Source organism: Marinitoga arctica, from assembly GCF_054657315.1.
On record NZ_BAAHYY010000028.1, the window covers coordinates 1 to 22,558 of the forward strand.

Annotated in this window: 26 protein-coding genes; 7 read left to right on the forward strand and 19 right to left on the reverse strand. The window is 26.3% G+C overall.

Annotated elements, in window-relative coordinates; all coding sequences use genetic code 11:
- Positions 1-150 precede the first annotated feature (150 nt).
- From ACYQ44_RS08015 to ACYQ44_RS08025, 3 genes are all read right to left on the reverse strand, one after another.
- Complete coding sequence (locus tag ACYQ44_RS08015; RefSeq protein WP_459996472.1) at positions 151-426, reverse strand: STIV orfB116 family protein; 276 nt, start codon at positions 424-426, stop codon at positions 151-153.
- 87 nt (positions 427-513) lie between these two features.
- Positions 514-1,428, reverse strand: coding sequence for a pseudouridine-5'-phosphate glycosidase (locus tag ACYQ44_RS08020; RefSeq protein WP_459996473.1), 915 nt, complete (start codon positions 1,426-1,428; stop codon positions 514-516).
- A complete protein-coding gene (locus ACYQ44_RS08025) occupies positions 1,422-2,513 on the reverse strand; it encodes a PfkB family carbohydrate kinase (RefSeq protein ID WP_459996474.1) in 1,092 nt (363 codons plus the stop codon). The genes ACYQ44_RS08020 and ACYQ44_RS08025 overlap by 7 nt, the downstream gene beginning before the upstream one ends.
- A gap of 175 nt (positions 2,514-2,688) precedes the next feature.
- On the opposite strand from ACYQ44_RS08025, the gene ACYQ44_RS08030 reads away from it, so the two are divergent.
- From ACYQ44_RS08030 to ACYQ44_RS08040, 3 genes are all read left to right on the forward strand, one after another.
- Positions 2,689-2,949, forward strand: a complete 261-nt coding sequence (locus ACYQ44_RS08030; protein ID WP_459996475.1) for an SHOCT domain-containing protein — start codon at positions 2,689-2,691, stop codon at positions 2,947-2,949.
- Position 2,950: 1 nt separating this feature from the next.
- Entirely contained in the window at positions 2,951-3,571 is a 621-nt protein-coding gene (locus ACYQ44_RS08035) for a DUF2202 domain-containing protein (RefSeq protein WP_459996476.1), read from the forward strand.
- 98 nt (positions 3,572-3,669) lie between these two features.
- A complete protein-coding gene (locus tag ACYQ44_RS08040) occupies positions 3,670-4,485 on the forward strand; it encodes a DMT family transporter (RefSeq protein WP_459996477.1) in 816 nt (271 codons plus the stop codon).
- Here ACYQ44_RS08040 and hflX read toward each other — a convergent pair.
- From hflX to ACYQ44_RS08055, 3 genes are read right to left on the reverse strand one after another with little or no spacing between them, the layout of a single operon-like run.
- Entirely contained in the window at positions 4,474-5,748 is a 1,275-nt protein-coding gene (hflX, locus tag ACYQ44_RS08045) for a GTPase HflX (RefSeq protein ID WP_459996478.1), read from the reverse strand. The genes ACYQ44_RS08040 and hflX overlap by 12 nt on opposite strands.
- A gap of 18 nt (positions 5,749-5,766) precedes the next feature.
- Positions 5,767-7,359, reverse strand: coding sequence for a gamma-glutamyltransferase family protein (locus ACYQ44_RS08050; protein ID WP_459996479.1), 1,593 nt, complete (start codon positions 7,357-7,359; stop codon positions 5,767-5,769).
- A gap of 10 nt (positions 7,360-7,369) precedes the next feature.
- Positions 7,370-8,113, reverse strand: a complete 744-nt coding sequence (locus ACYQ44_RS08055) for a sulfite exporter TauE/SafE family protein (protein WP_459996480.1) — start codon at positions 8,111-8,113, stop codon at positions 7,370-7,372.
- Positions 8,114-8,284: 171 nt separating this feature from the next.
- Between ACYQ44_RS08055 and ACYQ44_RS08060 the strand changes: the two genes are divergently transcribed.
- Entirely contained in the window at positions 8,285-9,184 is a 900-nt protein-coding gene (locus tag ACYQ44_RS08060) for a DUF4382 domain-containing protein (RefSeq protein WP_459996481.1), read from the forward strand.
- Positions 9,185-9,241: 57 nt separating this feature from the next.
- Here ACYQ44_RS08060 and ACYQ44_RS08065 read toward each other — a convergent pair whose 3' ends face one another.
- The gene (locus tag ACYQ44_RS08065; RefSeq protein WP_459996482.1) at positions 9,242-10,168 is read right to left on the reverse strand and encodes a radical SAM protein; all 927 of its coding nucleotides are present in this window, start codon (positions 10,166-10,168) and stop codon (positions 9,242-9,244) included.
- Between the two features lie 90 nt (positions 10,169-10,258).
- On the opposite strand from ACYQ44_RS08065, the gene ACYQ44_RS08070 reads away from it, so the two are divergent.
- A complete protein-coding gene (locus tag ACYQ44_RS08070; protein WP_459996483.1) occupies positions 10,259-11,077 on the forward strand; it encodes a M55 family metallopeptidase in 819 nt (272 codons plus the stop codon).
- A 1-nt stretch (position 11,078) separates the two neighbouring features.
- Here the strand turns inward: ACYQ44_RS08070 and ACYQ44_RS08075 are convergent, their stop codons facing one another.
- The 12 genes from ACYQ44_RS08075 to ACYQ44_RS08130 form a co-directional block, all read right to left on the reverse strand.
- The gene (locus ACYQ44_RS08075; RefSeq protein ID WP_459996484.1) at positions 11,079-12,077 is read right to left on the reverse strand and encodes an alanine racemase; all 999 of its coding nucleotides are present in this window, start codon (positions 12,075-12,077) and stop codon (positions 11,079-11,081) included.
- 23 nt (positions 12,078-12,100) lie between these two features.
- Positions 12,101-12,865, reverse strand: coding sequence for a TSUP family transporter (locus ACYQ44_RS08080; protein WP_459996485.1), 765 nt, complete (start codon positions 12,863-12,865; stop codon positions 12,101-12,103).
- 117 nt (positions 12,866-12,982) lie between these two features.
- Positions 12,983-13,669 (reverse strand): rhomboid family intramembrane serine protease, encoded by a 687-nt coding sequence (locus ACYQ44_RS08085; RefSeq protein ID WP_459996486.1) that lies wholly within the window; start codon positions 13,667-13,669, stop codon positions 12,983-12,985.
- A 54-nt stretch (positions 13,670-13,723) separates the two neighbouring features.
- On the reverse strand, positions 13,724-14,869 hold the full coding sequence (rlmD, locus tag ACYQ44_RS08090) for a 23S rRNA (uracil(1939)-C(5))-methyltransferase RlmD (RefSeq protein ID WP_459996487.1): 1,146 nt from the start codon (positions 14,867-14,869) through the stop codon (positions 13,724-13,726).
- Positions 14,869-15,348 (reverse strand): peroxiredoxin, encoded by a 480-nt coding sequence (locus tag ACYQ44_RS08095; protein WP_459996488.1) that lies wholly within the window; start codon positions 15,346-15,348, stop codon positions 14,869-14,871. Before ACYQ44_RS08095 ends, rlmD begins: the two co-directional genes overlap by 1 nt.
- Positions 15,349-15,362: 14 nt before the next feature.
- Entirely contained in the window at positions 15,363-16,286 is a 924-nt protein-coding gene (locus ACYQ44_RS08100; RefSeq protein WP_459996489.1) for a 1-phosphofructokinase family hexose kinase, read from the reverse strand.
- Position 16,287: 1 nt separating this feature from the next.
- Positions 16,288-17,442: a hypothetical protein gene (locus ACYQ44_RS08105; RefSeq protein WP_459996490.1), complete on the reverse strand. Its 1,155-nt coding sequence runs from the start codon at positions 17,440-17,442 to the stop codon at positions 16,288-16,290.
- A 16-nt stretch (positions 17,443-17,458) separates the two neighbouring features.
- Positions 17,459-17,965 (reverse strand): dynamin family protein, encoded by a 507-nt coding sequence (locus ACYQ44_RS08110; protein ID WP_459996491.1) that lies wholly within the window; start codon positions 17,963-17,965, stop codon positions 17,459-17,461.
- Positions 17,966-17,977: 12 nt separating this feature from the next.
- The gene (locus ACYQ44_RS08115) at positions 17,978-18,877 is read right to left on the reverse strand and encodes an aldo/keto reductase (protein ID WP_459996492.1); all 900 of its coding nucleotides are present in this window, start codon (positions 18,875-18,877) and stop codon (positions 17,978-17,980) included.
- 14 nt (positions 18,878-18,891) lie between these two features.
- A complete protein-coding gene (locus tag ACYQ44_RS08120; RefSeq protein WP_459996493.1) occupies positions 18,892-19,599 on the reverse strand; it encodes an MBL fold metallo-hydrolase in 708 nt (235 codons plus the stop codon).
- Between the two features lie 157 nt (positions 19,600-19,756).
- A complete protein-coding gene (locus tag ACYQ44_RS08125) occupies positions 19,757-21,118 on the reverse strand; it encodes a peptidase associated/transthyretin-like domain-containing protein (RefSeq protein WP_459996494.1) in 1,362 nt (453 codons plus the stop codon).
- 12 nt (positions 21,119-21,130) lie between these two features.
- Positions 21,131-21,601 carry a hypothetical protein gene (locus ACYQ44_RS08130; protein ID WP_459996495.1) on the reverse strand — a complete coding sequence of 157 codons (471 nt, stop codon included), beginning with the start codon at positions 21,599-21,601 and terminating at the stop codon, positions 21,131-21,133.
- A gap of 191 nt (positions 21,602-21,792) precedes the next feature.
- Here ACYQ44_RS08130 and ACYQ44_RS08135 point away from each other — a divergent pair, with 191 nt between their 5' ends.
- Together ACYQ44_RS08135 and ACYQ44_RS08140 are read left to right on the forward strand one after the other, a co-directional pair.
- Entirely contained in the window at positions 21,793-22,161 is a 369-nt protein-coding gene (locus ACYQ44_RS08135) for a PadR family transcriptional regulator (protein WP_459996496.1), read from the forward strand.
- Positions 22,136-22,525, forward strand: a complete 390-nt coding sequence (locus ACYQ44_RS08140; protein ID WP_459996497.1) for a NifB/NifX family molybdenum-iron cluster-binding protein — start codon at positions 22,136-22,138, stop codon at positions 22,523-22,525. Before ACYQ44_RS08135 ends, ACYQ44_RS08140 begins: the two co-directional genes overlap by 26 nt.
- The last annotated feature ends 33 nt before the right edge of the window (positions 22,526-22,558 follow it).

A 22,558-nucleotide genomic window follows, 5' to 3' on the forward strand; every position in this document is an offset into this window, starting at 1 on the left:
ATTTTTTCTTGTTTTTATCAAAAATTTCCAAAAAAACTTATACAATTCAATATTTTATAAAAAAAACACCCTTCCGGTTTGATTCACTGGAAGGGTTTGCCTTCAATCTGAAAGTTTCGGGGTTCCCGAAACTTTTTTATACGCATATTATTAATATATATATTTTAATCTATAATAATTTTCACCAGAAACAACATATAAAGTATCATCTTTATTTAATTTATATGGATTCTCATTTATCTTTACTTCAACACCTAATTTTTCACTTATTTCTTTTGCACATTCTTCACATCTCACATGGCTTTCAAAACCATTTCTTATACCATGCTTTAATTCTTCTAAAGAAATTCTTTCAACCCTTAAATCTTCAACAGGTTTTACTAATATTAAATCTAGATCAACCCTATCTGAAATATATTTAGCCATTTATATCCCTCCCTGAATTTTTTATACATAATTATTATACCATAGTTAAAAATTTAAATCAAATATTAAAAAGGGGGAATTTGCTCTTTAATAATTATAAGCGGTTGCAATCTGAGCTGCCAATTTGGCATTGTTATATACTAATTGAATATTGGACTCTAAACTTTTTCCACCTGTAATTTCCTTTATTTTCTCTAACAAGAAAGGTGTTGTATCTTTACCTTTAATCCCTAATTTTTCCGCTTCTTCAAGAGCTGTTTCTATTGCTTTGGAAATTTCATCAAAATCCATTTGATATTCTTCAGGAATAGGATTAGCAATAACAGCTCCTCCATTTAAATTCAATTCCCATTTAACTTTTAAAAATTCAGCAATTTCTTCAGGTGTGTCCAATCTATAATTTACATTAAATCCACTTTTTCTCGTATAAAAAGCTGGTAATTCTACAGTTTTATATCCAATAACAGGAACACCAAATGTTTCAAGATATTCTAAAGTTAATCCAAGATCTAAAATTGATTTAGCTCCAGCACAAACTACTGCAACATTTGTATTTGCTAATTCTTGAAGATCTGCTGAAATATCAAATGTTTCTTGAGCATTCCTATGAACCCCACCAATTCCTCCTGTAGCAAAAACTTTTATCCCAGCTATAGAAGCAACAATCATTGTACCTGCAACAGTTGTTGCACCATCTAACTTTTTTGATATAACATAAGGAATATCTCTTCGACTTACTTTTAATACTTCACGCCCTTTTTTCCCCAGATACTCAATTTCTTCTTTAGATAGTCCTGCCTTTAATTTCCCATTTATAATAGCGATTGTAGCAGGAATTGCACCATTTTCCCTTATAATTTGTTCAACATTGAGAGCTGTTTCAACATTTTGAGGATATGGCATACCATGAGAAATTATTGTGGATTCTAAAGCAACAACTGGTTTATTTTCTCTCAATGCGCTTTTTACTTCTTCAGAAATTTCTAAATATTTATCTAACATAATTTCATCTCCTTTAATTCATTTTTTATATTATTAATGTTCATATCTTCAGAAATTGTATTTTTTGATTTTAATGTAATAATAGATGCGACCATGGAAAAACTAGCAGTTTTGCATAAATCAAAATTATTTAAATAACTATATATCAAAGCAGCTGTAAAGGCATCACCAGCACCTGTAGCATTTTTTATTTTAATTTTTGGAGCTTTTAAGGTAATTATTTCTTGATTATTTGCACAAACAATTCCACTTTCTCCCATAGTTAAAAATACTTGTTTAACCCCTTTTGAAATTAATATATCACAAGCTTTTTTAGCATCATCAATATTATTTATTGTAATACCTGTTAAAATTTCAGCTTCTAATTTATTAGGTTTAATTGTATGAAACTTACCTACAAGATCTTTTATTTTTTCAGTTTTTGCCGTAGAAACTGTATCTAAAAAGATAGGTTTATTATAATTTTCTAAAACATATAATATGCCATCTCTAGGTATATTAGTATCTAAAACTATTAATTCACTATTTTGAATTATACCTTTTCTGGATTTTAAAAAACTGGAATCTAGCTTATCACATACATCCATATGCGAAATTGCAACTTCCATATCGCCATTTGAATTTAATACAGCTAGATAAGTAGAGGTAGGATACTCTGATGAAATCAACGAATTTCCTATATCAATACCTATTTCTTTAGAATGTTCTAAAATTTTTTCTCCATATATATCATTCCCTATTGATGTAATTAGTTTTACATTTAGATTTAATCTAACAAGATTTTCTGCAATATTTCTACCAACACCACCTAGGGAAAGATTTACATATCCTGGATTAGAATCATTGGATTTTAATTTATCTTTTGGAAATCCAGTTATGTCAATATTGGAACCACCTATTACAAGAACGTAATTATGATTGTTTATTATATAACCTCTACCAAGTATATATCCTTTTTTTATAAGATTAGTAATATGTATTGCAACTGATGAACGAGCAATTTTTAAAATAGATGCTATTTCTTCTTGAGATATAAAAGGATTATTTTCAATTAACTTTAAAATTTCTCTTTCTCTTTCAGTCATTTTACCACCCAACTTTAGTTTAATTTATAAACAATTATATAATATCACAAATAAAAATATATTTCAAGTTCTAAGGAGATTCTAAGATTTCTTTAAGCTTCCTCTAAGTTTAATAAGTTATTATATAGATGTCAAAGATAAGAAAAAAAGATTCAGAAAAAGAGGAGGAGAAATTATGAGATATTATTATCCAGGATATAATACTTTTGGAGGATTATTTGGGTTTGGGTGGATAGGAATGATAATTATAGGTATAGTTTTATTTCTTTTGATTTACATAATAATAAATAGCTTTTTCAAGAAAAAAAAGGAAAATTATATTCAAGAAAATACAAAAAGAAACAAAGCATTAGAAATTTTAAATGAAAGATTTGTTAATGGTGAAATTGACGAAGAAGAATATTTAAGGAAAAAAAATTTATTAGGAGGCGAATAATATGAAAAAAGGAATTTTAATTGGAATTATGGCTTTATTATTAGTAGTATTATCTTTTGCAGGAGGTTTTTTTAATAATCCAGCACCGGTAGTTGAATCATTGCCCGTTCAAGAATTATCTTCAAATGAACTTGATGGTTTATTACAAATGAGAGAAGAAGAAAAGTTGGCTAGAGATGTTTATTTAACATTATACGATATGTGGGGAATTAAAACATTTTATAATATTGCTCAAGCAGAACAAACACATATGAATGCTGTAAAAACAATTTTAGATAAATATGATATAGAAGACCCTATAACAGATTATACAGTTGGAGTTTTTAAAAATGAAGAATTACAAAAATTATATTATGATTTAGTAGAAGAAGGTAAAAAATCAATAATAAGTGCATTAAAAGTTGGAGCAACAATAGAAGATTTAGATATATATGATTTAAACCAATTATTGAGCGAAACGGATAATGAAGATATAAAAGTAGTTTATGAAAACTTAAAAAAAGGTTCTGAAAATCATATGAGAGCATTTGTAGGTGTTTTAGGTAGATATAATGAATCATATAAAGCACAATATATTTCACCTGAAGAATTAACAGAAATACTTACTCAAAATACAAAATGAAAAAGTGATATGAAAATTATAACATATAACAAAGGTTGGCTTTGCCGACCTTTGTTATATGTTATAATAGTAATAGCAAAATTAATTATAGGTGATATATGAAAAAAAGAGCTATTATCTTTATTTTCTTAACTGCAATTTTGATGGGAAGTACTTTTCCTATTCAAAAAATTGGTCTTACATATGTAAATCCGTTGGTTTATATATTTTTTAGATTTTTAATAGCAACAATAGTTTCCTTTTTCATTTTTAAAAAAGGAAATTTTTTCTATTCTTTTATTTTGGGTTTGGTGTTATCTATAGGATATATAAGTCAAATAATAGGAATAACATATACAAGTGCAACAAAAGCTGGTTTTATTACTTCACAATATATTATTTTTATTCCATTTTTTTCATTTCTAATAGAAAAAGAAAAAATCAATTTTTATCAAGGTGTAAGTTTTTTATTTTCGATTATGGGTTCTTATTTGATATCTGGGGGAATAAACAGTTTTAATTTCGGGGATTTTTTAATGATTATATGTGCTATAAGTTTTGCTTTACATATTGTTTTAATAACAAAATTTAGTAAAAAAATAAATGAAGACAGATTATTGACATATCAATTTTTGACAGTAAGCATAATTACATTTATAATATCTATATTATATAGAGTGGATTATAAGATAAATTTATTTTCTTTTCTAACTATAATTTACTCTGCTATAATAGGTAGTGTTATTGTAATATTTTTACAATTAAAATATCAAAAACATATAGGCAGTAATTTAACTGCCTTAATATTTTTAATTCAACCTATTTTCTCAGCTTTTTTATCCTTTGTAATTTTACATGAACAACTTATGTTTAAACAGATAATAGGTGCTATTATATTATTATTAAGTATAATTCTATCTTCATCATTCAAATAAAAAATTATTTTCTATTAATTTATTTAAAAAGTTTTCTTTTGACATTACTTCTATTTCATAACCACTTTCTACTTCTTTTAGATTTCTTATACCAATAATGCTTTTTAATTTTTCAACTTTCCACATTTCAGAGTAATTAAAATAAAATTTTTTAGATTTTATTACACCAAATTTTAACATATTTTTTTCTAATTCAATTAAAAATTCATGGATGCTATTTTTATCTTTAGCACTTACTAATAAAGCATTTGGATATAAGGTTTTTATATGGTGTATTTTATCATAACTTAAAAGATCGACCTTGTTAAATACAATAATTTTGGGTATTTTTTCTATTAAAATTTCTTCTATAATATCTTCAACAACTTTCATTTTTTCTTCAAAATTTTCTTCACTTATATCAATTAATTCTAATATAATATCTGCATAATTTATTTCATCTAAAGTTGACTTAAAGGATTCAATTAATTCAACAGGTAATTTTCTAATAAATCCAACTGTATCTGAGAAAATGGTTATTAATCCAGAGGGAAATCTAACCCGCCTAGATAAAGTTGATAATGTTGAAAACAATTTCTCTGAAACTAGTATAGAAGAATCATCTGACAAAGACTTTAATAAAGTTGATTTTCCAGCACTAGTATATCCTAATATTGAAATATTTGGAAAATATGATTCATTTCTTTTTTTATTTTTGATTTTTCTAGATTTTTCTAAATACTTTAATTCTTTTTTTATAGTATTTATTCTATCCTTTATATTTCTTCTTTTATATTCTAAAAAAGTTTCACCTGAACCTCTTGTACCTGTACCTGTACCTCTTGCACCTCCACCAATTCGGGACATCTCTTTACCTAAACCAATTATTTTAGGTAATTCATAAGTTAATGTAGCTAATTCCACTTGCAGCTTACTTTCTGCATTTTTAGCGTTTCTTTTAAATATTTCTAAAATAACTTCATTTCTATCTAGTATTTCTATATCTTTTATAACTTCACCAATATTTTTTCTCTGGGAAACTGAAAGAGAATCATTAAAAATTAACACATCTACATTATAAATAGAGATTAAATCCAAAACTTCTAGGATTTTACCTTTACCAATATATGTTCTTTTATCAATATTGTTTCTTTTCTGAATAATTTCAGATACAGTTTTTATTCCAATATTTTTGCTTAAAAATTTCAATTCTTCAATTTGTTTATTAAAGTCTTTATCTCCTAAGTTTGCAGCTATAATTATTCCATTTTGAAATTCCAGCATTAAACCATCCTCACTTTTTTAATATGCAGCAATATAACCATCAGCTCTTTTTTCAGTTCCTGCAACATATACGTCATTTTCTTTAATGATAATTTGTCCTCTTCCAAAAGGGCCAGAGCTCAAAGATACATTTATTTCATGACCTAATCTTTCTAATTTTTCTGCTATATATGTTGGAAATTCTTTTTCCACTAATATTTTTTTTCTTTCTATCCATTGCCATCTTGGTGCATCTAAAGCTGCTTGTGGATTGAGATTTTTATCAATCATATTTAAAACAACTTGTAAATGTCCTTGAGGTTGCATATACCCTCCCATAACCCCAAATGGTCCAATAGGTTTTTCATTCTTAGTAATAAACCCTGGAATAATTGTATGATATGGTTTTTTTCTTGGTTCTAAAAAGTTTATATGTTTTTTATCTAAAGAGAAACTATGCCCCCTATTTTGTAGGGCTATACCTGTTTCAGGAATTACTATACCGGAACCAAAACCCATATAATTACTTTGTATAAACGAAACCATATTTCCCCACTTATCAGCAGTTGCTAAATAGACAGTATTTGATGTAGGAATATTTCCAGGTTGTGGGTTAATAGCTTTATCGGATATTAAATTACTTCTATTTTTTACATATTTCTCAGATAACATTTCTTCTGTTTTTACATTCATTTTTTCAATATCAGTAATATATTCTTTTCCATCAATAAATGCTAATTTTAAGGCTTCTATTGATTTATGATAAAATTCTTCTTCACTTGAATAACTTAAGTTTTTAAATATATTCAAAGCCATTAAAGTAATTATTCCCTGAACATTTGGAGGTAATTCCCAAATATCATATCCATTATAATTTATTTTAATAGGTTCTACGAAATTATTTTTAAAACTTTCAAAATCATCATAATCAAAATAACCATTATATTTTTTAGAAAACTGTACAATTTTTTCTGTTAGAGAACCGTTATAGAATTCTTTTGCATTAGAATTTGCTATTGATTCTAATGTTTTCGCATGAAATGGAAATTTAACTATTTGACCAGGTTTTGGAGCATTATAACCAAACGTTTGAAACCAGTATTTAAATACCTCACCTTTTAATTTCTTTTTATAAATGTTATTAGCTCTATTCCAATAATAAGATACTATTGGCGAAACGGGATAACCTTCATTAGCATATTTAATAGCAGGTTCAAATAATGTTTTAAAATCCAATTTACCAAAGTTTTCCCATATCAAATTCCATCCAGCAGGTGTTCCTGGAACTGTAATTGCTTCCCAACTGTGTGGCTTTATTTCATTAATACCTCTTTTGTGTAATTCTTCTATCGATAATTTTTGAGGAGAGTAACCACTTGAATTCATTCCATATAGTTTTCCATTATACCAAATTATAGCAAAATTATCTGAACCAATTCCATTAGAAGTTGGCTCTACTACAGTTAGGGCTGCTGCAGTAGCAACAGCTGCATCTATAGCATTTCCACCCTTTTTTAATATATCTAATCCTGCTTGTGCAGCTAATAGTTCACTAGTTGCAACAACCCCATTTTTTGCAAATACACATGTTCTTTTTGAAGAATAAGGATATTCTAAATAATCAAATTTCATAAAAATCCCCCTATCTATTTAATGCATTGAAAATATAGTATAATCCAATTATTATTAATATAACAAATAAAATTCTTTGAATCCATTTTGATCCCTTTTTTATTGAAAAAGAACTCCCTAAATATCCTCCAGAAATACTACCAAGAGCTAAAACAAATCCAGCTATATAATTTACTTGTTTATTATACGCAAATATTGCAAAAGCAAAAAAAGTATATATTAATACTAAAAAAACTTTTACAGCATTAGTTTTTACTAGGTCATATCCTTCCAATAATACTAGAGCTGACATTAAGAAAAAACCTACACCAGCTTGAATAAAGCCACCATAAATACCTATTAAAAAGAAAACAACAAAACTTAAAATATTATTTTTCTTAACCTTTCTTTCTTTTGTCCATATATCTGGTTTCCAAATTAAAAAAATACTCATAATGATTAAAATAATACCAACAATACTTTTTAATAGCGCTTTATCTATATTAACAACTATATTGGCACCTACAATTGCCCCTAATGTGGATGGAATTGCTAGAAAAATAGCTCTTTTTAAATCTAATACATCATTTTTTCTAAATTTTGTTGTTGCTGTAATGTTTTGAAAAATAATACCTATTCTATTAGTCCCATTAGCAATGTTAATAGGTAATCCTAAAAGGTTTAAAACAGGCAATGTAATTAATGAACCACCACCAGCTATAACATTTAAAAAACCACTAAATAAACCAGCAAAAAATACCAAAATATATAACATAATATCCCTCCTGAAATTTCGTTAAGCTAATTATTCTTATTATATATAAAAATTTAGAATTTGTCAATTAAGAAAAATAAGAAGTATATTTTTTAAGAATTTTTTAAAATTAATTTGTTATAATATTTTTATGAAGTATAAAAATCAAACTAAAAACGGAGGTGACTAAATGTGAAAAAAAGGAATATTGTATTTTTAAGTTTATTTTTTGTATTAACATTTATGTTTGTAGGCTGTATTTCAAATTTAAATAATGAACAACCTTTAGAAAACGCAACTGTTAGTGTTCTTTTAACGGATCGTCCTGTTAAGGATGTAGATGGATTACTAGTATTTATAAAGGATGTGTATTTTACCTATGAAATTAACGGTGAATCTGAGAATTCAACACCTGTTGAAATAAATAAAGAGTATGATATTTTAACTTTAGCAGGAACAGAAACACATTTATTTGATTTTGAACTACCTATAAATGCTCAATTAGAAAGCATTCATATGGATGTAAGCAGTGTTGCAACAGTTGTTATAGACGGAGATGAATATACTGTCTCTGTGAATGGTAGCGGAGAAGGTGTTACAGAAAATTATAGTAAAATTATAATACCTAATGTAGGCATTACAATTTCTGATGATGGAGAATTGGTTATTGATTTTGATGTAGTAAGATCTTTAAAACAGGTTGGAAATCCTCAAAATAATTCATATAAGCTTATCCCTGTTTTAAAACCAACATTTAGAAGGAAAAATGTAAATGATATCTTTTTTATAAAAGGAAATATTATTGATTCAATTGATAATTCAGTAAATGGTGCAATTATTACTTTATCTTCTACTTCGATTACAGGTGAATCCACAATTTTAAGAGTAACCTTAAGTAATGATAAAGGGGAGTTCAATTTAGGAAAATATCCAAATGGAGAATATGATATTAAAGTTTATACTAATTTGAATTTTGCAGATGATGGTTCAGAAATAGATTTCAATAATGAAATTTCAGATTATGCAACAACAATTGAGGTAAACAGTGATAATGTGGAGATTAATATTAAATTAGATATACCTATAATATAACATAAAAAGGATTGGCAAGTTGCCAATCCTTTTTATGTTAGGATGTTATTAATCTTTCTATACAATACGTTTTTGTAAATATTTATTATTATCATACTCCTTAACTTCTATTGATTGTAACTTATTTAAAACTTCATTTATATTTTCTCCGAAGTGTAAAGCTATTTTTTCAGCTTGATCATATCTTAAAGGATGTTTTTCGGTAATATCTAAAATAGCTTCATCTGCTGTAAGATATCTATCAACATCAAATTCACCGTCTTCCCTATAATTTATAGGAACAGCATTTGGAAATTTTTCACACGCATATATTAAATTTTCCTTGTTTGGTATAGTTACCCATTTCTCTAAAGGTGGTCTGATTGGTATATTAATATAAACCCTTTCAGGCATTGGATTAATAGATTTTATAATTTCTGCAATTTTCTCTATATCTTCTTTTGAATCATTAACATTTTTCATCAGCATTACTTCAATCCAAATTTTACCTTTAAATTCTTTCGCAAAAATTCTTAAACCTTCCAATATTTTGTTATATTCAATATTTATAATAGGTCTATTTATCAACTTGAATTTTTTTTCATTAGGTGCATCAATACTTGGTAATATTAAATCAGCATAGGATAATTCTCTACGTACTTCTTTTAAATATAACAAAGAACCATTCGTAATAACAGCAATTTTATATTTATATTTGCTCTTTATCCATTGGATTATTGTTCCAAGATCAGAATGCAAAGTAGGTTCTCCATCACCAACAAACGTTATATAATCTATATTTATTCGGGAAGTTTTAATAGCATTTTCTAGTTCATTAATTATATCTTTTTTAGGAATATATTCCTTTCTTTTATTTGTAAAATTAGTGGTTTTGCCTAATTGACAATAAATACATGAGTAATTACATGTTTTTAATGGGGTTAAATTAATTCCTAATGAGTTTCCTAATCTTCTAGATGGAACAGGACCAAATATATTTCCCATTTTTATCTCTCCTTTATATATAAAATACATATAAATTATATCATAAAAATATTTATAATTATGTGTTAAAATATCAACGGAGGTGATTATATGAGAATTTATATATCTTTTGATTTTGAAGGTCTTGCAGGAGTTACACAATGGTCAGACGTTACAAAAGGAAAGGATTACAAACAACATTATGCAATGGAACAATTAAAGGCTTTATTAAAACCATTAAGAGATCATGAGGTTATTATTTCTGATTCTCATGCTATGGGGGATAACATTTTATGGGAAATCACAAAAGAATTTTCCAATGTTCACTTAATTTCGGGTGGAATTAGAAAATATTATATGATGACTGGTATAAATAATACTTTTGATAGAATGATATTTTTCGGATATCACTCTGGGGTGGGTGAAAAATACTCCACAATGGATCACACATATTCCAGTTCATCTATACATAACATTTGGATAAATGGTATTTTAATGAATGAAACATTAATAAATGCTGCATTTGGCGGATTATACAATGTCCCACTTGCTATGGTTGTAGGAGATGATAAATTAGAAAACCAATTAAATGGATATTTTAAAAATTTAGTATACGTGACTACTAAAGAATCATTAGGAAGATTTTCCGCAAAATTCAAACCTATGGGATTATTATTAAACGAAATAGAAGATCGCACAAAAGAAATGTTGGAATTAAAAAAAGACGAGTTTTCTATTTTTAAATTTGAAAGTCCAATTGAAATGATTGTAGAATTTACTGATACCTTAAGGACAGATATGGTAGAATCAATGCCATTAGTTGAACGAATTGATGGGAGAAAGGTAAAGTTAGTTCATAATGATTATAATGTTGTTTTTGAAGGGTTATTGGCAATGACATATATAACTTTAGCTGCCAAATATATATAATTTATTCAATATAATGTTTTTTAATGTATGGCGAATTCATCATAAAAAGCAGACCTCCATATGATAAATTGAATTTAATTGGATCGTTTAAATTTAATTTGTTTTCTGAATTTGTAATATCAAGGACTATGTAATCATTATTGATATCTATTATTTTTATTTTTTTATTTGCAGGAATTAGATATTCCTTTTTTAATTCTGGTATATCAATAACGCATATACCAATTTTTTTATTTATACCTTTAAATTTTTTATTTTTTATTTCAATAAGTTCAGTTACAAATTCACATGTGTCCTGATGAAGATAATCAAAAGGCGTATCATCAAGTCCTATTCCAAGGGCTATAGATGCGCCACATCTTAATTGATTGATTTCTTTTGGAATATTTATTTTTTCAAATAAAGATAATGTTCCAGAACTTCCGCCTGATATTTCTTTAATTTCAATATTGAAATCCTTTTCTAATTTATGTTTTATATTTATCAGGGTGTTAAATTTATCTTCAGTGGGTATTACACTACCAAAACAAGAAAAATTTGTACCTAATCCTCTAAGATTAATATTTTTCATTTTCAATATTTCTTTCACATAAAAATATAATTCATTATAATTCTCAAAATATATACCTTCTCTTAAATCACCAATATCTATCATCAATATGATATCATATACTTTATTATAATTATTTGCATATTTATTTATTTCTTTTATGGTCTCTAATTCTGAAACTAAAGAAATATCTGTATATTTCACAATACTTTCAATTTCACATTTCATCGGAATTCTTATTAACATTTTTTCTACAGGAAAAGCATTAAAATTTTTTAAATTTAATAGTCTAGAATCTGCTAAAATATCAATTCCACAATTTATTATATTTTCAATTATTTTAAAATCACCGGCAAAAACCTTGGTTACCGCAGCAACCTTAATGTTTTTTTCTTTGCATTTTTTAATAACATTTATTGTATTTTCTCTAATCTTTTTTAAATAAACCAAAAGGTATGGAATAGCAATTCCTCCTAAATAATATCATACAAAATTTTTATTAATAAAATTAGCAATACACCTAACATAATTGGCTTTATAATTTTACTTCCTTTTTTTAATGCTAAACCAGAACCGATCCAATTACCTGCCATTCCAAAAAGTGCTGCAGGTAATCCAATAGAAAATATAACCTTTCCTCCAATTATAAAAGTAATTAATGCACTAATATTTGAAGCTAAATTAACAATTTTAGCTGTTCCTGAAGCTTTTATATGATCAAGGGATAAAAAAGAAACATATAAAATTATCAGAAATGTCCCAGTTCCTGGCCCAAAAAAACCGTCATACATACCAACAATAAAACCAATAAAACTTGATAAAAATATTGTTTTTGTATGTGTTAGATTTTTAATTTTATTTTCATCTTTAATAGGTTTTTTTATTAATATAAAAGTAGCAGCAATAGGAATTAAAATTGTTAAAACTATTTTTAAAACATTATCTGGAATAAATAGTGCAAGTTTTGCTCCTAAAAAAGAACCTAAAAAAGAAAAAATAACAGAAAAAATACCCACTTCAAAGATTATGGCTTTTCCATTAGCATACCTTAATGTACTAATTGTTGTTCCAATTGATGATGACAATTTATTAGTAGCTAATGCATTATGACTAGGAAGACCGATAAACAAATATGCTGGTAAAGAAATCAAACCCCCACCACCAGCAATAGAGTCAACAAATCCTGCTAAAAAGATTAAAGGAAATAATATTAGTTTGTTTATTAAAGTTATATCCACATCATCACTCCTTAAAAATTTGTTAGCATATAGAACTATTATATCATAAAATTCAGGCTAAGCAAATACGCCTAGTCTGAATAAATTGATTGTTTGCTATAATATTTATTATTATTTTTAATAATAATATAATTCTCTCCTATATTTTTTTGCTAAATAAACACCATACATAAAACCGCCAATATGAGCCCACCAAGCTACACCTGAACCATAATATGGCCCTACTAAAGATAATAATCCATTAAAAACTTGAGCTAAAAACCATAAACCAATAAAAATAAATGCTGGAATGTTTACAAAAAATGGAAACCATAATAATAAAAATAAAGTTTGAATCTTTGCAAAGGGAAATAAAACAAAGTATATGCCAATAACCCCCGCTATCGCTCCTGAAGCGCCTATGGTTACTACAGATGAATTAATATTAAAAATATAATGAGTAAATGATGCGATATAACCACTGATGATATATACTAATAAAAATTTAAAATGCCCTAATTTATCTTCTACATTATCACCAAAAAGCCATAATGACCACATATTACCAATAATGTGCATAAAACTTCCATGTAAAAACATACTTGTTAATATGGTGAAAAGATTTAATATAATATATCTTAAATCCCAATATACTATTCCTTTGGTTAATTCAATTGGAGTAAATCCAAGGTTATTTATAAAATTTTCTCTTATTTCTGGGGGTAATATGATTTCAAACATAAAAATTATGGTATTAATAACAATTAGAATTATGGTAACTATAGGTTTTTTACTACTAGGATTAATATCTCGTAATGGAAACATAGTATCCTCCTGAAATTTTCTCTAAATTTTTATTTTTATTTCAATTTTAATAAATCATTTCCTTTCCAACAATGCTACAGATTCTAAATGTTTTGTGTGAGGAAACATATCAACAAAAACAAATTTTTTAATATTATATATTTCTTTTAGATAAATCATATCTCTTGCAAAATTTGAAGGGTTGCATGAAACATATATTATATTATTAAATTTATTTTCAATAATGAAATTAATAACATTTTTATGTAGTCCCGCTCTTGGTGGATCTACAACTACCGTTTCAAAATCTATATTTAAATTTTTCACAACATCTTTTGCATCACCTAAATAAAAATCCACATTTTTCACATTATTTTCTTTAGCATTTTCTTTAGCAGCATTTACAGCTTCTTTAATTATTTCAACTCCAACCACCTTTTCCAACTTTTTTGCCATTAATAAGGTTATTGTTCCAGCGCCACAATAAAGATCTAAGCCTATTCCTGAATCTTTATCTAAATAATCTAAGACTTTGGAATATAATATTTCTGACCCTAAAGTATTAGTTTGCAAAAATGAAAAAGGTCCTATTTTAAAATTTATACCTAAAACATTTTCCACAAAATAATCTTCCCCATACAATTTTCTTACATTATCAGGTTTAACTACTGTAGCTTTTGAGTCGGTAATTGTATGATAAATACTCACTATTTTCCCTTCAAGATTTAAATTTCTAACATCTTCACTCCATTTTTCAATATACGAATGATACTCTTCTGATGATGTTGAAATATTTAAAAGTATTTCATTTGTCTTAAATCCTTTCCGCATAACAAGATGTCTTAAATAACCTTTATGTTTTCTATAATTTCTGAAAGGTAAATCTTTAAAAAACTTTTCAGAAAATTCAATTATTTTCCCAAAATCTTCAGGAGCTATTTTACACGTTTTTGCAGAATATACGTCATAAAATTTTCCTTTTCCTCTTAATCCTATTGTTAAAGGACCATCTTTAAATTCATTTCCAAAAGAATATTCCATTTTATTCCTATAATGATAAATTAATGGTGAAGATAAGACTCCTTCATAATCTTTTATTTCGATATTACTATCTTTTAAAATTTTGAGAATATCCTCAGTTTTTTGATTCAATTGTTTTTCGTATTCAATATCTAGATAAGAACATCCACCACATTTCCCAAAAACATCACATAATTCCATTATTTACCTCCAAGTTCTTTTAGTTTTTCTAAAACTTTTTCTGCATGATCTTTCACTTTAACTTTTTCCCATACATAAGCAATTTTACCTTCAGGATCTATTAAAACTGTTGTTCTTACAACACCATAATACTCTTTTCCAAACATTTTTTTCTTTTGCCATACTCCAACTTTTTCTAATAATTTCTTATGTTCATCTGATCCTAATTTAATTTTTAAATCATGTTTTAAAATAAATTTTTTATGTTTTTCAACATCATCAGGACTAACACCAATTATTTCAGCATTTAGTTTTTTAAATTCATCAATTAAGTCAGAAAAATCTTTTGCTTCAGTAGTACAACCTGGTGTGTTATCTTTTGGATAAAAATATAATACTACCCATTTCCCTTTTAAATCATCACTTTTTATAATATCACCATTTGTTTCTATAATTTCAAAATCCAAAAAATCTCCAATTTTATAATTTAAATATGACATATTTTCACCTCCAATTATAATTTTTCTATTTTTATTTGAGATAATAACCTTTCAACATCTTCTTTCTTACACAATTCGGTTCCCGGGGTTAGAACCGCAGCGTTTCCTGCAGCATTTGCCAATCTAAAAGCTTCTAATTTATCTTCTTCGTATTTCAATACATATCCTGCTAGGAAAGAATCACCAGCACCTACAGCGCTTTTTACTTTTAATTCAACAGGATAAGAGTAATAAGCTTCATCCCAATTAACGTATACACTACCGTATTTTCCCATAGAAACAAGAATTTCATTTAACTTATATTTTCCTAAAGTTTCTTTAGCGTATTTTACTATTTCAAATTTATTTTTTTCATCAACTTCTTTATTCAATAATCTTGATAATTCATGTGTATTAGGTTTTATGCAATATGGCTCAGCATCTAAACCAGCTTTCAAGTTTTCGCCATCAGCATCAAAAAAAACTGTAGCGCCCCACTGTTTTAATGAAAAAATTAATCCAGTGTAATAATTTGGATCAACCCCTTTTGGTAAACTCCCCGATATTACAATTGTATCTTTTTCTCTTATTAATGAATGTAGAACCTCAAAAACTTTTTGAAGTTTTTCTTTTTTTACTTTTTCTCCTGGCATGCTCATTCTATATTGAATTTTTTCTTCTAAAATAATATTCATTCTAGTTTCATGTTCTATTCTAACAGAAGAATATATAACTCCTTCTTCGTCTAACATTTCTTCTATTTTTCTTCCATTATGACCTCCTAATAATGACACAGCAACAGAAACTCCACCAAGCTCTTTAATAACTCGTGAAACATCTATCCCTTTTCCTGCAGGATAGTCTACTAATTTTTTTGCTCTAATAGTATCATCGGGTTTTAGTTCATCAATATAAATGTATCTATCCAAACTTGGATTCATCGTTAGTGTAAAAATCATTTTATCCCCCCAGTGATTTTATATAATCATTTAATCTTTTTATATACCTATTTAATATGGATTCAAGTTCATTTATTTTTTCTTTTTCAATTGCAATATTTGTTTCAAAATCTGAAAATAATATTTCTATATCATTATAAATCAAATCAACTACACCATAAAGATTAGATTCTAAACTATTTTTTATAATTTCTTCACCTTCATCAAATTTTTTTTCTATCTTTTTTATTATTTTATTTTTCTTAAAAGCCGCAAAAAATGTACTTGTCATTACTCCAAGACCGGTAATAATACCTCCTGTTATATCTATAATGGAGAATTGAGTAAACATCATCAATATAATTCCCAAAATTGACAATCCTGCTCCACTGAATACTGTTGTATTAATAGATTTCAATTTCTCTTCTTTAATTAAATCTATAAATTTTTCCTCTTCTATGTAAGAATCAATTTTATTAATTGTTTGTTCTATTAAATTTTTTCTTTGCTCACCAAATTCATAAAACATATTTTTTAAATCAATTGCCTTTTCTAATTTTTTTAATTCTTCAATATTTTTATTCAACATTTTCTTAATGTTTTCAATAAATTTAGAAGATCTTTCAGAAGATATTTCCTTCGTTGTATTCAATATTTCATTAATATAAATTTTTTTTAATTCTTCTTCAAAAGCTTTTATGTTTTCCTTTTTTGAAAAGGTTCGTCTAATTAAATTCCAAATAGTTATTTCTTCTTCTAATTTCTTTTTTATTTTTTTTGATGTATTTCTATAATTTTCTATAATTCTTTTTATCCATAATTCTATTTCATTTATTGAATTCTTTTTTGAAACATCGATATTTTTCTTTATTAAATCCAAAACTTCATATTGTTTAGATAGTACACTTTTTCTTTCGTAAATATGTTCATTTATTGAATTTATAAAAACAACTATTTGATTAGCTAAAGATTCTAATTTCTTGAACTCCTTTTTATTACCAGTTATTGTATCTAAAATAAATTTTCTAATATCTTTAAATCCAGAATTTTCCTTATTTTCATATTCCATATCTGAAGAAGTAATAAAAACAGGTGTTTTTTTTCCAATATTTTCAGCACGGATTATTGCATTTTTATAATTTATTTCTATTTGTTCTTTTTTAGCAATATCTTTCATCGAAAGAACAATGATACTATTTTTGCACTATCTTTTTAAAAAAATCCCATGCACTACCTGCTTCAATATTATTTGCTGGAAATATAAAAATTATCAAATCAGCTTCTGGAACAAATGATTCAGTGATTTTCTCATGTTCAATAATCATGCTATTTGTTCCTGGAGTATCTACTATTCTTATATTTTTTAAAATTTCGTATGGTCTACCGATATATTTTATATATTTATCTGGCAAATCTTTTTCATAAGGTTCTTCAGAATATTCAATAACATTTATTTTATCTGTACAAGTTTGTGGCGATACTTTAGTTAATTCTTTATTTTTAAGTAATGCATTAATAAAACTACTTTTTCCTGAATTAACTTCCCCAACTATCATGAACGTATAAGGTTCATCCAATTTTTTTTTAATTTTTTCTAATTTTTCATCTCTTTTTATTGTTTTTAAAACAAACTTTAAATCTTCAATTATCTCATTTAATTCTTTTTGTTTTAATAAAACACTTTCATCTATAATATACAATTACATCCCTCCTTATGGGACCCTATGACCCAATGCTGCTTCATAAATAATATACCATTGTTCAGGCGAAAGATTTAATTCAAGAGCTTTAATTGCGTTTTCTAAACGTTCAATTTTCCCGCTACCCGAAATTGGTACTATTCCAGCCGGATGACTTAACAACCATGAATATGCTATAGTATCTAATGAATCAACCCCAAAATCTTTTGCCACCTCTTTTAAAGAAGAATATATTCTACTAGCTTTTTCAGAATCAATTTTAAAAATTTTTCCTCCAGCTAATGGAGACCAAGCCATAGGATTGATTCTTTTTTCCATTAAAAAATATAAATTATCATTTTCAAAGTGCTCGATATTAAAAGGTGAAATTTCTATTTGGTTTGTAATTAATGGAACATTAACCCATGATTGTAGTGTTTTAAATTGCTGAATAGTAAAATTAGAAACACCAAAATATAATACTTTTCCGGAATTATACAATTCATCAAAAGCTTTCGCAATTTCTTCAGGATTCATAAAAGGATCAGGTCTATGAATTAATAACAAATCAATATGATCAGTATTTAGATTTTTCAATGAATTTTCCACAGATTCTATAATATGTGCTTTGCTAGTGTTATAATGTTTAACCTTTCTTTCATATTTTTCATTTTTTACCATTATGCCACATTTGGTAATAATTTGTATTTTATTTCTTAATGAAGAATTTGACTTTAATACTTCTCCAAAAATACTTTCACATGTATGATTACCATATATATCAGCATGATCAAATGTTGTTACTCCTAAATTAATAGCTTTTAAAATAAAATTTTCTAATTCTTCTTTAGAAAATCCCCATTCATTTAGTCTCATCATGCCTTGAACAACTCTAGAAATTCTTAATCCGCTATTTGAAAGATTTATTTTCATTTTTTCACCCCGTATTAAATTTCTAATATAGTTCCTGCACCAAATTTTATTATTCTTCCTTTAAATTCAACATTCATGACATTAATTGATTCTGTTCCTGTACAATGTGAAGGAAGTAAATATTCAACTCCCGTTTTTTTAATTCTATCCAATCTTACAAACAATTTTTCTTCATAAAGTTTATAAAAGTGAAATCCACCAATTACAGCATGTAATTTTTCTCCAAAAGACTCCTTAACAAAATTTAATATATTTTCTATTTTTGGATGAGCACAACCTGTTATAACAACTAATCCTTTTGATGTTTTTAATACTAATGAATGTTCCGGTATATTTCCATCAAATGTTCCAGTAGAATATATATTTTCATCTATTTTTACAATTTTGTTACAAGAAACTATTTTTGTTTTATTTTTTAGTTTATTTAATAAATCACTTGGAAAATTTGAAGGAATAAAAGATTTTTCAACTTTTGAATTTTCTAAAATATAGTCTAGTCCTCCAGTATGATCATCATGAAAATGACTTAAAAACAAATAATCAATATTATTTAATTTATTTTCCAATCCTAAATGTTTTATATTATGTTCTAAAATTCTGTAATCATTTCCAGTATCAAAAAGTAATTTTCTCCCATTTTCTTCTATAAGAACAGAAAAACCCCAATCCCTTTTTAATAGAGGGTGAACTTTAAAATTATCAACAATACTTGTTATTTTCACAGTAACTCCTCCCAAAATAATTTTATTCAAGGAAATTATACCATATATATAACTATAAAAAAACTTTCATTACATATTTTATAAAAAAAATGCTCTTCCAGCTTAATAGGCTGGAAGAGTTTATATTTAATTTATCCTAATTAAAAAAATTAATTTTTTATTCACCCATATTGTTTTCTATATCTGCAGGACTTAATTTCATATTAAATACATATTCAATAGATCTTCTGAGTAGTAAAATAAACCAATCACTATCGTAATCAGAATGCTCAACATAATATTCTAATGGTGAAGTTGAAGCTATAACTCTTCCATTCCCATATCTATATTCAATATATGTTGGATATTGTTCAGAAGATGTTGATTCTTTAATAAATACTACAAGATTTTCTATATCACTATTTTCTAAATTGTCAAAACCTCCATGACTTGCATAATTTCCATACAATGGGTTTTCAATTGGGAAATCTTCTAATAATGGATGAGTTTCATTTTCAATAGTGTTGTAATAATCAAAATAATCCCTCCAAATTACACCACCTGGAAGTGTCCCAGTAAAATTACCATAGTTCCAACCATTATCACAAGCAACCCAAAATAACGTTCCACCATTACGAACAAAGGTGTTAAATTTTTCAGAGTTTGACTTATATATATCATAAAAACTTGTTGATTGATCTCCCTCAATAATAATTGCCCAAGTTGGATCAAATGATTCAATACTATTTATATCATCGGAACTTTTAATTTCATATTGATCTAATCCACTTCCTTTAGAGAAACCTATTTCTGTTAACATATTTGGAATAGCGTTAGAAACATTCCATGGAGATAAATCCCTAAAAATAACCACATGTTCAGCTGCTTTCCTTAGTATTAGATCTGGAGCATTAATAGTTTTTGTATTTTCAATTATTATAGGAGCAGCATCTGATGAATAATTAGAGTTATTTGATGGATCACGAGCATATACGACATAATTTCCCGTTGGAATAAAATCAAAGTAATAGTTACCATCATTATCAGAAAAAGTGAACATTCCAGGTAAAGGGTTACCTTCGGGAGTTCTAATTTCTAGTAAAATACCACTATGAATATTCTTATCAATAAATTTTACGTTTCCTTTAAGCATACCATAATCACCTAATGGATAAAGAATTAAAGATGATTCAAGCGTTATTTCAGAATCTTCTTTTACTTCAATGAATTGTTTGGTTGGGAAATAACCATCATGTTCAGCTTTTATTATATAATTACCCGCTGGTATATTTTCAATTATAAAATTTCCGTTTGAATCAGTAATTCCATCGCCTAATTTTGATATAGTATCTATAGGACTAAACCCGTCACCAGAACTTTCCATACCTTCAATTGAAACCAATATATTTTCATGATTACTTTTGTCACTTAATTTAGCAATACCTCCAATATTGCTATTTCCTAATAATGGATCTATTTTTTGACATGATATTATTAAAAATAATATCATTATTGATAATAAAAAAAGTAATTTTCTCATAGTTTCCCCCCTTTAAAATCTAATTCCTAATTCTGCAAAACCACTATAAATTCCAAAAGTTTGTTGAAAAGATAAATCAAATACGGTATTCATTCCACCAGATATTACTAATGGACCTAAATATATAGCAATTCCTGCCTTGGTTAAATACATTGTATATGAGTATATAGAAAATTGATTGTCATAATACTGAATAATAGGACTTATTCCACCATATACTTTTAAGCTTTTTAAAGGAATTTGTAATAATAAAAATATTGTTGGCTGTAAATACGATATTTCACCAGATTTTATAATATCTGGTGGTGAGAATACGCCAATTTCTAATCCAAGTAAATTTTTATCTCCAAATTTAACATTTGCACCATAAAAAGTTCTTTCATTACCACTTAACTCCATCAAATAAGTTCCTGATACTTCAAAACTAAAAAGCATACCATTTAAAATTATCACTAAAAATAAAATAAAAAACGATTTTTTCATAATTCCCCTCCTTTTTATTAATATTATGTTGTTATAATATCATCAATACATTAAGAATTGACATATGAATAATATTTTCCTATAAGTTTTAACCAAATTTTATTTATATATTAATATAATTAGTAATAACTTTAATTAAAACTATTGACAATTTGTCACTATTGATTTATAATTATAATGGAGGTAATATTATGAGAAGAAAATGTTTAAGATTTAAAAGTGCTGATTTATTAAGTGGATATTTATTACTTTTTTTGAAACAGCAACCTGCTCATGGTTATTATTTATCAATGAAACTTAAAGAATTAGGTTTTAAAATAAATGATCCGGCTGTTATTTATAGGCATTTAAAAAAGATGGAAATGGCAGAATTAATATATTCAAAAATACACCCTGGAAAAGATGGACCTCCAAAGAAAATTTTTTATATTACTAATGAAGGAAATAAATATTTAAAAGAAATAATAGAAAATATAAAAAATAGAATAATTCTATTAAAAAATTTTTTAAGCGAATATGAAAGGAGTGAAAGTAATGAAGATAGCAATTCCATTAATTGAAAATTTAGGAGAAGATTCAAAAATTAGCGAACATTTTGGACATGCACCATATTTTGGATTTATAAATCTAAAAGAGGATGGAAATTATGATTTAAATATTACTAAAAATCCTTTAGAAGAACATGGTCCAGGAGATATTCCTGCTTTTCTTCACGAAAATGGTATTGATTTATTAATAGCTAGAGGTATTGGAGGAAGAGCAGTAGTTTTTTTTGAACAACTAGGAATTCAAGTTATACGTGGTGCTAATGGAAATGTTAGAGAGATCATGGAAGCATTAAAGGAAAATATGTTAAAAGATAAAGAATATGAAGTGAAAGAACATTTTCATGAACATGGAAATCATGACTGTGGAAAGCATTAAGAATATTAATTTACATTTTTATTTAAAATTAAC